Raw genomic sequence first — 15,128 nt, 5'->3', positions numbered from 1 at the left:
AAGTAAGCCTTTTGTTTTTTCTATGATAATTTTTATACTTGAATTTATTTAAAATGCAGGTTAAATTATTATATTGACATATTTAAATATATTTATCTAAGGAGGTAAAAATGGCTATTGATATTAAGGATCCTGAATTAAAAGAGATGTTTGAACATGGATTATATTTTCATGGACATTTGTGTCCAGCCATGCCTTTAGGATTAAGGGCAGGTCTTTTAGCAAGAAGGAAATTAGGAGTGGGAAGGGCGAAAAGTAAAGAATTAGCATTGATTTCTGAAACAGGTACTGGACATTTAATGCAATGTTTCTTAGATGGTGTAATGATGGCAACTGGCTGTACTTATGGAAAGGGCAATTGTGAAAAATTAAATTACAATAAGATGGCTTTTGTTTTAATTAATGTCATAGAAAATAAAGCAGTAAGGGTAGCCATTAAGCCTGAATTTATTGCTCAAGCAATGAGTTCTCCTTTTATGGAAAGAAGAAAACAGGGTATTCCTCCAGAAGAGATTGAACCTGAGATTGCTGAGGCAGCAGTTAATCGGGTATTAAATTTACCTGAAGAGGATATATTCAAAATAAGTGATGTTTATGAATATCAATATATTTATGTTCAAGAAGGCCCACCTGTTTTTTGTGAAAAATGTGGTGAAGTTGTATTTGGAAGTAAGATTAGGGTTAAAAATAATAAATTATTATGTATCCCTTGTTCTGGATATAAAGAATAGAATGCTTACATTTTCCTCCTGTATTTTCAAAATTGATTTTTCAAGAGGGCAAAAATAAGGTAAAGATTGATAAAAAGAGGCACAAGAAGGAATTTGGCTATCTTTTAATATTTGTAGTAATCAATTGCTCCCTTAGGACAAGCTAAAATACATTGTCCACAATTTATACATAAGGCAGAATCAATATGTGCCTTTTTATCTGAAATAGTAATAGCTCCCACCGGACAACGTTTAGCACACTTACCACAACCTATACATTTTTCTTCATTGACAATAGGTGTAATCTTTGGATAAATTTTGTGTCTTGGTGTTGGTTTATAATTTAAAATACACATTCTCCATCCACACCTTCTTCTCATATGACGCCTTCTTCCCCATCTTCTCATTATTTTCTCCCTTATTTTGATATAGCTTTATAAAATTGCATAAAATATTTTATGCCTGACCAAAGAGTAAAAAATATAGCTATCCAAAGTAAAATTATACCTATTTTGTGAAAGTCAATATTAAAATAAGGATAGTGAAGAATAAGGCAAAAGATAGCAAGACTTTGAAGGACAAATTTCCACTTTCCCTTCTTGCTAGCTGCAAGCACAATCCCTTCACTAGCAAGGATACTTCTTAATCCAGTAACTGCTATTTCTCTGGCAATAATAAGAAATGCCATCCATGCAGGTACTCTTTTTAAAGAGATTAACATAATTAATGCAGCTGTTATTAAAAGTTTATCTGCTAAAGGGTCTAAAAGTTTTCCTAAAGTAGTAATTTGTTTTTGACGTCGTGCAAAAAAACCATCTAAAAAATCCGTTAAAATGGCTAAAAAGAAGATTAAAGCACTCAAAAAAGAACACCATTTATATGGATAAGAAAGAAAAAGGATAAGAAATGGAATGGCTGTTAGTCTTAATAAAGTGAGATGATTGGCTAAAGTTAAAGTCATTAGTATTCATTTTTATAAAATTTTATTAGCTACCTTTTGCCAATCATCCAAAAACTTTTTTAATCCAATGTCTGTTAATGGATGCTTTGCCAATTGTTTAATTACTCTAAATGGAATCGTTGCAATGTCTGCTCCTAACAAAGCTGCTCTTAATACATGCAAAGGATGACGTATGCTAGCCACAATGATTTCTGTTGTAAAACCATAAACATCATAAATATTTACAATCTGCTCTACTAGTTTCATTCCATCATGGCCAATATCATCTAATCTGCCAACAAATGGGCTTACATAAGCTGCTCCAGCTTTTGCTGCTAAAAGTGCTTGTAATGGAGAGAATACAAGTGTCATATTTATTCTTATACCTTGTGTAGAAAGTATTTTTGTAGCCTTTATTCCTTCAATAGTCATAGGAATTTTTATAACAATATTTTCAGCAATCTTTACTAAATCCTTTGCTTCTTTCACCATTTCATCTGCTTCCTGACTTACTACTTCTACACTTACTGGGCCATCTACAATACTGCATATTTCTTCAATAAGAGTACGAAAAGGTTTATTTTCTTTTGCCACTAAAGTAGGATTTGTAGTTACACCATCAGCCATCCCCATTTCCTTTGCCTGTCTAATTTCATCTATATTAGCTGTGTCTACAAAAAATTTCATTTTTTCTCCTCCAACTGTTTTTTATATTCTTCCATGCATTTTTTTGAACAGAAATAGTAAACCCTGCCTTTTATTTTAGCAACCGTTGCCTTTTTCTTTGGTATATAAACACCACACATAGGGTCTTTTACCAATTCATCTTGTATTTGCCATAAAGAATTGCTTGTGGTTTTTTTAACAGAAGGCTTTGACTTAAATATACTTTTCAAAAGATAATATATTGAAACTGCTAATAATATATAAAAAATAATTCTCATTTTATTCTTATTACCCATCCTTTATATTTACACTTTGACCACAATTGTTTAATATTTTGCTTTAAAATTGGATGTTTTTCTTCCATGGCAACTTCAGCTAAAGGAGCTAATACAAATCCTCGCTCATGAAGGCGAGGATGAGGTATAGTAAGGGTTGGTGTATTTATTATCAATTCATCATATAACAAGAGATCCAAATCAATAATACGCGGTCCTTTATCCCAAGTGCGAAAGCGTCCCATTAGATGTTCAATGTGCTTTAACCAAAAAAATAATGTATAAGGATTTAATTCTGTTTCCAAAAAGGCAACTAGATTAATAAACCAAGGTTGTGCTTTTTCTCCAACAGGTTCTGTTAAATAAAAAGAAGAGGTTTTTTTTACCTTTGTTTTAGGTAAGGCATTTAATAAAATAAGAGCTTTTTTACAATAAGCCTTTTTGTCACCCAAGTTTGAACCTATGCCAATAAATGCCTTATGCATAAAATTTTAAATTTTTTAAGCGTTTCAAAGCCTCTTTCAATCTCTGAATAGAAACAGTTAAAGCTATTCTAAAATAACCTTCACCTGGTTCTCCAAATCCATGACCTGGTGTTACAACAATACCTGCTTGAGTTAACAATAATTGACAAAATTTTTCTGAGCTATATCCTTCAGGTACTTTTACCCATAAATAAAAAGTTGCTTTAGGTATATCTAATTTAAATCCCAATTCTTTTAAACCATTTGCCATTAAATCGCGTCTTTCTTGATAAATCTTGCGGTTTTTTTCTACAATAGATTCATCACTCTCAAGAGCAGTGATACCTGCTTCCTGTATTGCTTGAAATACACCTGAATCAACATTGCTTTTTATCTTTCCTAAACCAGAAATAATTTTTTCATTGCCTACAGCAAAACCTATTCGCCATCCAGTCATATTATAAGTTTTAGATAAAGAATGAAATTCAATTCCTACATCCTTTGCTCCAGGAATATTTAAAAAGCTTATAGGTTTATAATTGTCATAATATAATTCTGTATAAGCAGCATCATGGCAGACCATAATTTCATATTTTCTTGCAAAAGCAACTACTTTTTCAAAAAAATCTGTTTCAGCTACTGCTGCTGTTGGATTGTTAGGATAATTTAAAAACATTATCTTTGCCTTCCTAGCAATGTCAGAAGGAATTTTATCCAAGTCTGGTAAAAAGCCATTTTCTTCAAGAAGGGGCATAAAATATGGTTTACCACCAGCAAATATAGTACCAATATGATAGACAGGATAAGCTGGTGTAGGTACTAAAACAATATCTCCTGGATTTATGAAAGCCAAAGGCAGATGGGCAATTCCCTCTTTAGAGCCAATAAGCGTTAAAACTTCTCTTTTAGGATTAAGTTTTATCCCAAAACGTCTTTCATACCACTCAGCTACTGCCTGTCTAAAGGAAAGCATCCCAACATAACTGGGATAACGATGATTTTCTGGTCTTTCTGCCGCTTTCTTTAATTTCTCTACAATATGTGATGGGGTAGGGATATCTGGATCACCAACTCCCAAATCAATGACATCAACACCCTTTGCTATGGTCTCTTCTTTTAACCTATCCAATTCAGCAAAAAGGTAAGGTGGCAATTGTCTTAATCGTTCTGCAAATGGAAAATCCATATTAGCCTCCTATTTCAATCCCAATACATCAAGCATATCATAAATTCCATTTTCTCTTTGTTTTACAATCCATTTAGCTGCCCTTAATGCCCCTCTAGCAAAGGTCTCTCTTGAAGAGGCACGATGAGTTACTTCAATCCTTTCACCCAAACCAGCAAAATAAATAGTATGTTCTCCTACTACATCACCACCCCTTAGGGCAAGCACTCCAATCTCTTCGGATTTTCTTTCACCAACTATTCCTTTTCTTCCATACACTCCTACCTTGTCCAGATCTCTATTCATTGCTTGAGCAATGAGCTGGGCTAATTTTACAGCCGTACCACTAGGAGCATCTTTTTTCATCCGGTGATGCATTTCTACAATTTCTATATCATAATCTTCGCCTAATATAGTAGCTATCTGCGGTACAACTTTAAATAATAAGTTTACTCCAACACTCATATTCGGACTTAACACACATTTAACTTCATCTGCCATTTTTTTCATTTCTTCTATCTCTTGTTGTGTAAATCCCGTTGTTCCAATAACAATAGGCTTATTATATTGTTTGGCAATTTTAAGATGATTTAATGAAGCAGTATGGAAAGTAAAATCAATAATAACATCTGCTTTTTCAATTATTTCTTCTAGATTTTCAACAATCTTAATCCCAAGCTGACCTATACCAATGACTTCGCCTATATCTGCACCTATTTTTGGATGATCCGATCTTTCAAAACCACCACAAAGCTCCATATCTTTGTCTGCATATACTAAGCGAGCAATAGTAGAGCCCATTCTTCCACAAATACCAGCTACAATAGTTTTAATCATTTTTTCTCCTCTAAATTAGTCCTAAATTACTTAAAACTTCTTTTAATTTTGCTAAATTTGCTTCAGACATTGGACATAAGGGCAAACGTAATTCAGGCTTAATTTTTCCCATTAATCCAAGGGCAGTTTTTACTGGAATAGGATTTGTTTCATAAAACATAGCCTGAAATAAAGGAAAGAGCTTAAAATGAATATTTTTTGCTTTTTCTAAATCATTTTCAAAGAAGGCATGACACATTTCACTTACTTCCTTTGGCATAACATTACTGGCTACAGAAATTACTCCAGTAGCTCCAATAGATAATAGGGGTAAAGTATTAAAGTCATCGCCTGATATGACTGTAATCTTATCGCCACAAAGGGAGACAATTTCGCTAGCCTGCTTCAAACTTCCTGAAGCTTCTTTAATAGCCACAATATTTTTTATTTCAGCTAAGCGGGCTACAGTTTGTGGTAAGAGGTTCACACTAGTTCTGCTAGGTACATTGTAAAGTACTAAAGGGAAACCAGTCTTTTCAGCTAAATACTTATAGTGCTGATAAAGCCCTTCTTGAGTAGGCTTATTATAATATGGTGTAACTAATAAAGCAGCATCTGCTCCAACTTCTTTAGCAAATTCTACTAAATCTAATGCTTCTCTAGTAGAATTTGAACCTGCACCTGCAATTACAGGCACCCTCTTTTTCACTGTCTCAACACAAATTTTTACTACTCTTTTATGCTCTTCATGAGATAAAGTAGCTGATTCTCCAGTTGTTCCTACTGGTACAAGACCATCTATTCCCTGTTCTATTTGCCATTCAATCAAATTCCTATAAGCCTCTTCATCTACTTCACCATCTTTAAAAGGTGTTACTAAGGCTGTAATTGCACCTTTAAACATGATTTTCCTCCTTTTATTTCATTCTTTCAAAGCTTCGTCAAAGATCTTACCCTCACAAATAAATCTTGTTTCTCCTCTTAAAAAAACTTCTGTAAGCTTTTCATTAAAAAATATCTCTAATATTTCTCCACTTTTTGTTTTTACTTTTATTGGTGATTTTAATTTTTTAAGTTTAAAAGCAATTACTGCGCTTGCTACTGCTCCAGTACCACAGGCTAAAGTTTCATCTTCTACCCCTCTTTCATAAGTGCGTATTTCTATTTCTTTTTCTGAAATAATACGAACAAAATCTACATTTGTGCCTGCTGGCTGAAAATAAGGATGAAAACGTATTTTCCTTCCGAGCTCCTTTACTGGGATATTTTCTAAGTCTTCAACAAGAATTATAGTATGAGGTACACCAGTATTAACAAAATGTGCAATATAGTCTTTTTCATTAAGTTTTAATCTAATATTTAACTTTAAATCAGATGGTGGTGTAAGAGAAAGTTTTACTTTATTTTCTTCTACTTCAGCATAGATAATCCCTGATTTTGTTTCAAAAGTAAGCTTCTCTTTAGTTATACCTAAATCATAAGCTAAACGTGCAACACACCTTCCACCATTACCACACATCTCTGCTTCGCTACCGTCTGCATTGAAAAAGTGCCATTTAAAATTAGCTTTTTTTGAATTACGAATAATAATTAGACCATCTGCACCAATAGACCATTGTCTTCGGCAAAGACGAGAAGCCAAAAATGAAAAATTTTTTTCTTTTATTTTTTCCTTACGGTCATCTATGATAATGAAGTCATTGCCGCTTCCAGTTAATTTGTAAAATTTAAGTCCATTAAAATCTTCTATTTCAGCCATGCTGGGATCTCCTCAAGCCTTACCAAATCTTCATAGCTCTCACGCCGCCGAATAACCCAGTATTTTTCTCCATTGACAAGCACTTCTGGTGATCTTAGACGAGAATTATAATTTGAGCTCATTACAAAACCATAGGCACCAGCACTCATTATTGCTAATAAATCTCCCTTTTTAATAGAGGATATTTCTCTATCTCTGGCAAAGAAATCTGTTGTTTCACATATAGGGCCTACTATATCAGCTAAAATTTTAGGACCATCTTTTTTAATGATAGGTTTTATTTCATGATAAGCTCCATAAAGACTTGGACGAATGAGGTCATTCATGGCACCATCTACAATAACAAATTGTTTTTCACTTGTTTTTTTTAGATATAATACCTTGACTAATAATATACCAGCATTTCCTACAATAACCCGTCCTGGCTCAAAAATCAATGTGCAATGTAAATCCTTTGCTGCCTCTATAATAGCTTTTGCATAATCTGTTGGATGTGGTGGTTCTTCTTCATGATAGGGAATACCTAATCCTCCTCCCATATCCAGATAATTTAGTTTTATACCTTTTTTTTCCAATTCATGCCAAAGTAATTTAATTCGCTCCAATGCTTCAAGAAAAGGTGCCAAGCTAGTTACCTGTGAACCGATATGGCAATCAATACCAATTATTTCTAAATGAGGCATTTTTAATGCTTTAAAATAAAGCTCTTTTGCTTGTGACATTTCAATACCAAATTTATGTTTTTTTAAACCAGTAGAGATATAGGGATGTGTTTTGGGATCAATATCTGGATTAACTCTTAAGGCAATAGGGGCTTTTTTTTCTAATCTTTTAGCTATCTTTTCTATTGTCTCAAGTTCTGCTTCAGATTCTACATTAAACATTAAAATACCTGTTTTAAGTGCCATTTCTATTTCTTCTTCTGTTTTGCCTACACCAGAAAAGACAATTTTTTTTGGTGAGACCCCTGCTTTTAAAGCCTTAAACAGTTCTCCTCCTGAAACTACATCTGCTCCACCACCCAAAGAAGCAAAAAGGTGTAAAAGAGCAATATTACTATTTGCCTTTACAGAATAGCAGGTAAGATGAGGTATGTTTTTAAAAGCATGGTCAAAGACATTGAAATGATGAGTAAGTGTAGCCTGACTATAAATATAACAGGGAGTTCCTACTTCTTCAGCAATCTTTCTTAAAGGGACATCTTCGGCATATAGCTCTCCATTTTTATAATGAAAGTGGTGCATTTTGTCCCTCTTGAATAACTTTCTTTCTTTGGCACCTCTGGAGGTGTTTTTACCCCACAATTAAAAAGAAATAAGAAAATAATTAAAATTAAAAAAATTTTCATTGAATCTCCCTCTCTATAAGTTCTATTTGTCTTTTTACTTCATCTGGGGCAGTACCTCCAAAAGATTTTTTCCTTTTAATAGCATTTTCTATATTAAGTACTTCTTTTATGTCATCTTCAAACAAATCAGAAAATTTCTTAATTTCTTTTATAGAAAGTTCATAAAGTTCTTTCCCTTTTTCTTGACAATATTTAACTATTTCCCCTACTAAATTATGAGCTTCACGAAATGGCAATCCTTTTGTTACTAAATAATCTGCCAAATCAGTAGCAAGTAAAAATCCTTTTTCAGTTGCTTTAATCATATTTTCTTTTTTGAATTTTATATTTTCCCATAAAATGGCTAATAATTTTAATGAAGGTTTAATAGTATCAATTGTGTCAAATAAAGGTTCCTTATCTTCCTGCATATCCCGATTATAAGTTAAAGGCAACCCTTTCATCATGGTTAAAACTGCTATTAGATTGCCATACACTCGTCCAGTTTTACCTCTAATAAGTTCAAGCACATCTGGATTTTTTTTCTGAGGCATGATGCTGCTACCTGTGCAAAAGGCATCATCTATTTCAATAAAGTTAAATTCCTGTGTATTCCAAATTATTAATTCTTCAGCCATCCGACTTAAATGCATAGCAAGGATGGTAGAATTACTTAAAAATTCCAATATAAAATCCCTATCACTTACAGCATCCATGCTATTTTGACTTATTTGAGAAAATCCTAATAATTCTGCTACATAATCTCTGTCTATTGGGAAAGATGTTCCAGCCAAAGCAGCGCTTCCAAGAGGCATAACATCTACTCTTCTATAGCAATCTTTAAATCTCTCTATATCCCGTTTAAACATCTCTACATAGGCTAATAAATGGTGAGATAAAAGCACAGGTTGAGCACGTTGCAAATGCGTGTATCCTGGAAGAATAATATCTATATTTTTCTTTGCTAAGCTTAAAAGAACTTTTTGTAAATTTTGTATAAGTTTAATTATTTCTTTTATTTCTTCTTTTAAAAAAAGACGCATATCTAAAACAATCTGATCATTTCTACTTCTGGCGGTATGTAATTTGGCTGCAATATTACCTAATTTTTCTCTTAAAACCCGTTCAATTGCAGTATGAATATCTTCATCAGAAGGAAGAAATTTAAAATTACCTTTTTCAATCTCTTTTTTAATTTCTTCTAAAGCTTTAATAATAGCTTTTGCATCTTTTTCTGAAATAATACCTTGTTTTGAAAGCATTTTTACATGAGCAATGCTTCCAAAAATATCTTGTTTATAAAGCCGTTTATCAAAAGAAAGGGAGCTTGTAAATTCTTCTACTTCTTTAGCTGTTTCTTTAGAAAATCTGCCCCCCCAAAGTTTCATCGTTTACCTCGTTGATGCCACATCCTTAAGCGGAGACCATGTAATCTGATAAAACCTTCTGCATCTTTTGGTGTATAGCCTGTGCCTGCTTCAAAAGTAGCCAATTCAGGTGAATAAAGGCTATAGGGAGAGCGCCTTCCTACTACTATACATTGTCCTTTATAAAGCTTTAACCGTACCTCTCCAGTTACATTCTCTTGAGATTTGTCCATAAAGGTCTGTAAGACTTCTCTTTCTGGAGAGAACCAAAAACCATAGTATATCAATTCTGCATAACGAGGAATAAGACTATCCCTTAAATGCATTACTTCTCTATCCATAGTAATTGTCTCAAGTGCCTGATGGGCAATTCTTAATATAGTACCACCAGGTGTTTCATATACACCTCTAGACTTAATGCCAACAAAACGATTTTCAACAATATCCAAGCGTCCTATGCCATGCCTGCCACCTATTTTATTAAGATAGGAAAGTAAATTTGCCGGACTTAATTCTTCATCATTTATTGCTACTGGATTTCCTTTCTCAAACTTTATTGTAATCTCTTCTGGTTCATCCGGAGCCTTTTCTGGTGCAATAGTAAGCTTAAACATATCTTGAGGTGGATCTTTCCATGGGTCTTCTAGAATACCTCCTTCATAACTAATATGCAAAAGATTTCTATCTATACTGTATGGTTTTTCTAAAGTAACTTCTACTGGAATGCCTTTTTTTTGAGCATAAGTAATTAAATCACTCCTTCCTTTAAAATTCCATTCCCTCCAAGGAGCAATGATTTTTAGATGCGGTGCTAATGCCATGTAAGTAAGTTCAAATCTTACTTGATCATTTCCTTTACCCGTTGCCCCATGTGCTACAGCATCTGCCCTTTCTTCTAAAGCAATCTCTACTTGCTTTTTGGCAATTACAGGTCTTGCTAAAGAAGTTCCCAAAAGATACCCTGCTTCATAAACAGCATTTGCTCTAAAAGCAGGAAATACAAAATCACGGACAAACTCTTCTTTTAAATCTACTAAATAAAATTTATCTGCTCCTGTTGCTTTTGCTTTCTCTTCAAGTCCTTCAAGTTCTTCTTCCTGACCTACATCTGCTACAAAAGCAATTACCTCACATTCATATTTTTCCTTAAGCCATTTTAAAATTACTGAAGTATCTAATCCTCCTGAATAAGCTAGTACTATTTTGCCAATTTCTTTTTTCATCTTTTTACATTTAAATATTCAAGTAATTTATTTTCTAATAAATTTTCTACTACCAAATCAGCTTCTGTTTCTTTAAGAACTTCTTTAGGACAATTGCCTGTGGCTACTGCAATAGTGTTTATTCCTACTTTTTTACCTGCAGCTACATCCCTTGGTGTATCACCAATAAGATATATAAAATCAAAAGATTGATTAAAATGCTTTTTTGCCCTTTTTATCGCCAGCTTAACTAAATCAGCCCTTTGTTTTAAATCACTTCCAAAGGCACCTATACTGAAATAAAAATCAATATTAGCTTTTTTCAATTTTTTCCAAGCTATGGATTCTAAATTTCCAGTAACAATACCTAAAGCTGTGTTATTTTTTATAAGAATTTCCAGCAATTTTTTTACTCCAGGCAATATTTCTAATGTTTCATTTATTAAATATTTTGGAAAAGAAATTTCAATCTGTTTTAAACAAAAAAGAAGTTTTTCTTCAATAAAATTTTTACTTATTTTGTCTGCTAAAACAGAAAATAAAATTTCTGGATCTGTTAGACCTGGTGTATCAGCTTTTTTGAATTCCTCTAGAGTAATTTCAATTCCATAAACATCTTTTATGGCACTTAAAAATGCAAAAATGTGGCTTTTTGGTGTTCTTATCAATGTATTATCAACATCAAATAACACTAGTTTCATCGTATTGCATGATAAGCTGCTGTTTAAAAGATGTCAATAAAGTTTTAATTACATCTTGGCTAAACATGATATTTGAGTTACGATTAATTTATGGAAAATCTTGAAAAAGTAAGGAGCTTGTATGAAACAATAAAGGATCGTTTTTATTTTGGTGATGAATTGCTTATCTGTCAAGAGCGGTATGAGCCAGTTGCACTTTTTGGTCTTATTACCCTTATTTTAAATGGAAAAGAGCTTATTTTTGGCGGTTATGGAAGTGGTAAGACTACATCTAGTGAAAGACTTTCAAGTCTTGTAAAAGGGCTTCCACTTGAGTTTGTTCAAGCAACTACTATTTCTGGCCATCCTGAGCAAACAGAGGAAAAGATAAAAGCTACTTTAGATTTAGCTGCTTTGCAGAAAGAAGGTAAAGAAGTGGTGAGATGGCGTGTAGTGCCATTTGCTCCTGTAGTTATTATTGATGAGATAAATAGATTGCCAGTAGGAAAGCAAAGTATGCTCCTTAATGAAGTGGAAAGAAATATCTGGAATTGGCGAGGAGAGACAATTATTTTTAAAGAAAAAAAGGCGTTTTTTGCAACAATAAATTATCAGGATTTGGGTACAACTCGTTTGATTCCACCTCTTCTTGACCGTTTTGATTTGGCAGTAGAAACAGCAAGGCTCCATCCAATAAGGAAAAGATTTGTACGTAGGGGGATTGATGATAAAGTTTTAAGTCATAGAGAGCTTTCAAAGAAGATGCTTGATTTTGTTTTGAATCACAATAAGACAGAAGAGGCTGAAAAAGTAGTAAAATATATTGAAAAGGTTTCTGAAGAATTTAAAAAAGAATTAGAAAAAAGATTAAAAGAAGAAGGCATTTCTGTTAAAATTCCTACTAGAGAAGAAATGGAGGAGATAAGAGAAGAGATTGAAAATATTTCTGTTTCTGATGATGTAGAGCTTTTTTTAGATTATTTAGGGCAAGAAGTTTATTGTCAAAAAGGGTTACAAAAGGATTTTTCCCGTTGTGGTGGTTGTCATTATAAAAATTATATTTGTGCTGATATTTACAGTATTTCTCATCGAGCAGAACAAAGTTTGTTTCGTTATGCAAAGGCTATGGCTTGGATAAATGGAGAAAAAGAAGTTACACTTGAACACTTACAAGCAGTTTTTCCTTATGTACTTTGGCATAGGGCAAGCATAAGTGATGAAAGAATAGCAAAGGTTAGAGAGACCGAAAAAGAGACAGGTGATGCCTTTTATGCTCTTAATGAAATTATAAAAGATGTAAAAAAACGCTGGGAAGAACATAGAGATTATCAAATAGAAGCATATCTTGCTTTAAAAAGTGGTGATACAAAAACAGTTATTGATTTAGCAGAACGCATTGACCATCCCTTTTTTAAAGCATTGAAACAGGGAGTTTAAATGGATAAAAATTATTTAAAACCACTTTTTCAAAAAGCAAGGGCAGATCTTTATTATCCACCTATTATTGAATTTGAAATTGCTAATGTAACAACAAGTGAAGTAAATTTTAAAACATCAAAATATAAAATTCTTTTAGGAAAGGAATTTATTTCTAACCTTTCACAAAATGCTATTATTGGTGTTTTTCATCATGAACTTAATCACTGGGCAAAACATCCATATGATGTAAAAACAATTATTTTAGAAACAAATTGGCTGGGTGAGCGTAAACATAAAGTTATTATAAGAAATCTCTTTGATGATGTCATTGCTAATTTAGATTTAATTATAAATAAAGGATTAAAAGAAATAGCTCAACTTTATCAAGAGATGCCTGTAATAAATAAAGCAGATCATCTTTTGCGTGCATTTTATCAAGAAGTAACAGGTCTTTATTTTGGTGAAATAAAAATAGATGAGAAACTTAAGGAAAAACTTGATGCCCTCTTTCAAATAGATTTTTTGGACACAGGACGAGCTCGTCTAAAAAACAATATAAAACAATTTGCAAAAATTATTGAAGACTTAATTGAAGATATTAAATGGCCATTTTCCTTTTTTTCTTGGGAAAATTTTTGTCCACATGAAATAAAAAAGGCTATGAATGAAATTGCCAATGAAGTAGATATTAGAGAATTTGAAAAAATTGCTCAAGAAGTTTATGGAAAACCTTTCTTAGTAGAAAAGGGATTAGGAATTCAACCAGGGAAAAAAGAAAAAGCATCACCATTTATCCCACCAGAAACTGCTTGGTATGAAATAAGAGCACAACGTTATGCTATATATATTTCTGGCATAGAAAAGACAGATTCTCTTTATCCTTCAGAAATAAAAGATTTCTCTTTAGAGGATCCTATTGAAACATATAGTTTTATTGAAAGCTATGGACAGATCCTTCCTGGCATCTCAAAACGTTATGAAATGAGTTATTTTGAAGGAGAATGTAAAGTAAAAGTGCCAGATGCAGTGATAGTAATTGATTCTTCAGGTAGTATGAAACACCCTGATAGAGAGCTTTCTTATGCAGTTTTGGCAGCATTTGCTATTGCCAGGAATTATTTTGAAGCTGGGGCTAAAGTAGGTGTTATTAATTTTTCTGATAAAAATATAGAGTTATTTCCAACAAGGGAAAGATACAAAGTATATCAATTGCTTAAGTTTCATCAAACAGGCGGTACTACTCTTCATATAGAAGAGTTTAAACATTATATAAATAAAGTAGGAAATGTAGATTGTATTCTTATTACAGATGCAGGTATAGACAATCTTTCTTCTTTAATAAAAATACTCTCTCACTTAAAACAGCGACTTACCATTATTTGGATCAAAACAGATGTGGGGAGAACTTATGGTTTTGAAAGCCAATATCAAATGCTTAAGCAAGCTTTGCCATCATGGGTGACATTTGTTGAGATAGAAGATGAGAGAGACATCCCTAACATAGCTATAGGAAAAAGTTTTGCTCGTTATGTCAGGGATAAAGAAATTACTTGAAAAAAATCCCAATATTCTTAACTTAAAAAGAGATTTACTTAAAGAAAAAAGAAGAGCTTATTATGAAAGGGCAATAAAATCTAGTTATGATAAATTGGATGAAATGGCAAAAGAATATGTGAATTTTGTGAAAGGGTTAAAAGCTTGGGAAGTAGCCAAACATATTGAGAATATTTTTATTTTTGCCAAAAGGTGTGCTATAGACTATGATATTCATCTTGAAGAATTAGATATGTTTTTTCACCAAATATTGCCAAAGTATGTTGGGGGTGGTTTATTAGGCTGTTTTATAGCTGGTCTTTGTCATTATGTTATGCGCTATGATACGCATCTTTATCTTGATCTTACCCATTATGGTACTGTTTCTGGTCTAGGTTATCGTCACAGTAAAGGTATATTAACTTTGCAAGATGGACATTTGCCTTATTATCTCGGTGTGGAAATGGAAGGAGGGAAAATAGAGGTTTTTGGTAATGTGGGTGGTTATTTAGGACGTTGGATGAAAGATGGACTTATTATTGTTCATGGTAATGCAGGAAGCTGGGTAGGGCAGGGGATGAGGGGTGGAAGAATAGAGATTTATGGTGATGTAAGAGATACTTTAGGTATGAGGATGAAAGGAGGAGAAATTTTTGTAGAAGGAAATGCTGGTTTTTGGGTAGGTGAGGAGATGCAAGGAGGACATATTTGGATAAAAGGGGAGATAAAGTCTATTACAGCTGATCGCTATGGTGGTAAAGTTTATCAATGGAAAAATGATTGGGTAAAAATTTAAAAATATTTT

The 15,128-nt window shown here is 32.8% G+C and carries 17 protein-coding genes; 4 read left to right on the top strand and 13 right to left on the bottom strand.

Annotation, left to right across the window (positions count from 1 at the left end):
• Nucleotides 1-110 precede the first annotated feature (110 nt).
• On the top strand, nt 111-731 hold the full coding sequence (locus LWW95_03760; GenBank protein MDL1956155.1) for an FmdE family protein: 621 nt from the start codon (nt 111-113) through the stop codon (nt 729-731).
• Between the two features lie 104 nt (nt 732-835).
• Here the strand turns inward: LWW95_03760 and LWW95_03755 are convergent, their stop codons facing one another.
• From LWW95_03755 to LWW95_03695, 13 genes are all read right to left on the bottom strand, one after another.
• Nucleotides 836-1,117: a 4Fe-4S binding protein gene (locus LWW95_03755; GenBank protein ID MDL1956154.1), complete on the bottom strand. Its 282-nt coding sequence runs from the start codon at nt 1,115-1,117 to the stop codon at nt 836-838.
• Between the two features lie 11 nt (nt 1,118-1,128).
• Nucleotides 1,129-1,671: a CDP-diacylglycerol--glycerol-3-phosphate 3-phosphatidyltransferase gene (gene pgsA, locus LWW95_03750; GenBank protein MDL1956153.1), complete on the bottom strand. Its 543-nt coding sequence runs from the start codon at nt 1,669-1,671 to the stop codon at nt 1,129-1,131.
• A gap of 12 nt (nt 1,672-1,683) precedes the next feature.
• Complete coding sequence (gene fsa, locus LWW95_03745; protein ID MDL1956152.1) at nt 1,684-2,337, bottom strand: fructose-6-phosphate aldolase; 654 nt, start codon at nt 2,335-2,337, stop codon at nt 1,684-1,686.
• On the bottom strand, nt 2,334-2,594 hold the full coding sequence (locus tag LWW95_03740) for a YHS domain-containing protein (GenBank protein ID MDL1956151.1): 261 nt from the start codon (nt 2,592-2,594) through the stop codon (nt 2,334-2,336). The genes fsa and LWW95_03740 overlap by 4 nt, the downstream gene beginning before the upstream one ends.
• Entirely contained in the window at nt 2,591-3,076 is a 486-nt protein-coding gene (gene folK, locus LWW95_03735) for a 2-amino-4-hydroxy-6-hydroxymethyldihydropteridine diphosphokinase (protein MDL1956150.1), read from the bottom strand. Before folK ends, LWW95_03740 begins: the two co-directional genes overlap by 4 nt.
• Nucleotides 3,069-4,241 (bottom strand): LL-diaminopimelate aminotransferase, encoded by a 1,173-nt coding sequence (locus LWW95_03730; protein MDL1956149.1) that lies wholly within the window; start codon nt 4,239-4,241, stop codon nt 3,069-3,071. The genes folK and LWW95_03730 overlap by 8 nt, the downstream gene beginning before the upstream one ends.
• Nucleotides 4,242-4,250: 9 nt before the next feature.
• Complete coding sequence (gene dapB, locus LWW95_03725; GenBank protein ID MDL1956148.1) at nt 4,251-5,057, bottom strand: 4-hydroxy-tetrahydrodipicolinate reductase; 807 nt, start codon at nt 5,055-5,057, stop codon at nt 4,251-4,253.
• A 10-nt stretch (nt 5,058-5,067) separates the two neighbouring features.
• Complete coding sequence (dapA, locus tag LWW95_03720) at nt 5,068-5,943, bottom strand: 4-hydroxy-tetrahydrodipicolinate synthase (protein ID MDL1956147.1); 876 nt, start codon at nt 5,941-5,943, stop codon at nt 5,068-5,070.
• Nucleotides 5,944-5,958: 15 nt separating this feature from the next.
• Complete coding sequence (gene dapF, locus LWW95_03715; protein MDL1956146.1) at nt 5,959-6,795, bottom strand: diaminopimelate epimerase; 837 nt, start codon at nt 6,793-6,795, stop codon at nt 5,959-5,961.
• A complete protein-coding gene (gene lysA / locus LWW95_03710) occupies nt 6,783-8,039 on the bottom strand; it encodes a diaminopimelate decarboxylase (GenBank protein ID MDL1956145.1) in 1,257 nt (418 codons plus the stop codon). The genes dapF and lysA overlap by 13 nt, the downstream gene beginning before the upstream one ends.
• Nucleotides 8,040-8,139: 100 nt before the next feature.
• Nucleotides 8,140-9,510, bottom strand: a complete 1,371-nt coding sequence (gene argH, locus LWW95_03705; GenBank protein ID MDL1956144.1) for an argininosuccinate lyase — start codon at nt 9,508-9,510, stop codon at nt 8,140-8,142.
• The gene (locus LWW95_03700; protein ID MDL1956143.1) at nt 9,507-10,712 is read right to left on the bottom strand and encodes an argininosuccinate synthase; all 1,206 of its coding nucleotides are present in this window, start codon (nt 10,710-10,712) and stop codon (nt 9,507-9,509) included. The genes argH and LWW95_03700 overlap by 4 nt, the downstream gene beginning before the upstream one ends.
• Nucleotides 10,709-11,392, bottom strand: coding sequence for an HAD hydrolase-like protein (locus tag LWW95_03695; protein ID MDL1956142.1), 684 nt, complete (start codon nt 11,390-11,392; stop codon nt 10,709-10,711). Before LWW95_03695 ends, LWW95_03700 begins: the two co-directional genes overlap by 4 nt.
• Before the next feature lie 90 nt (nt 11,393-11,482).
• Between LWW95_03695 and LWW95_03690 the strand changes: the two genes are divergently transcribed.
• From LWW95_03690 to LWW95_03680, 3 genes are read left to right on the top strand one after another with little or no spacing between them, the layout of a single operon-like run.
• Complete coding sequence (locus tag LWW95_03690) at nt 11,483-12,808, top strand: AAA family ATPase (GenBank protein MDL1956141.1); 1,326 nt, start codon at nt 11,483-11,485, stop codon at nt 12,806-12,808.
• A complete protein-coding gene (locus tag LWW95_03685) occupies nt 12,809-14,344 on the top strand; it encodes a VWA domain-containing protein (protein ID MDL1956140.1) in 1,536 nt (511 codons plus the stop codon).
• Nucleotides 14,319-15,119: a hypothetical protein gene (locus LWW95_03680; GenBank protein MDL1956139.1), complete on the top strand. Its 801-nt coding sequence runs from the start codon at nt 14,319-14,321 to the stop codon at nt 15,117-15,119. Before LWW95_03685 ends, LWW95_03680 begins: the two co-directional genes overlap by 26 nt.
• Nucleotides 15,120-15,128: the final 9 nt, after the last annotated feature.

This window comes from Candidatus Desulfofervidus auxilii, from assembly GCA_030262725.1.
Classification (GTDB): Bacteria; Desulfobacterota; Desulfofervidia; order Desulfofervidales; family Desulfofervidaceae; genus JAJSZS01.
The sequence above is the reverse complement of the archived record's forward strand: the minus strand, read 5'-3'. Positions and strand labels throughout refer to the sequence as shown.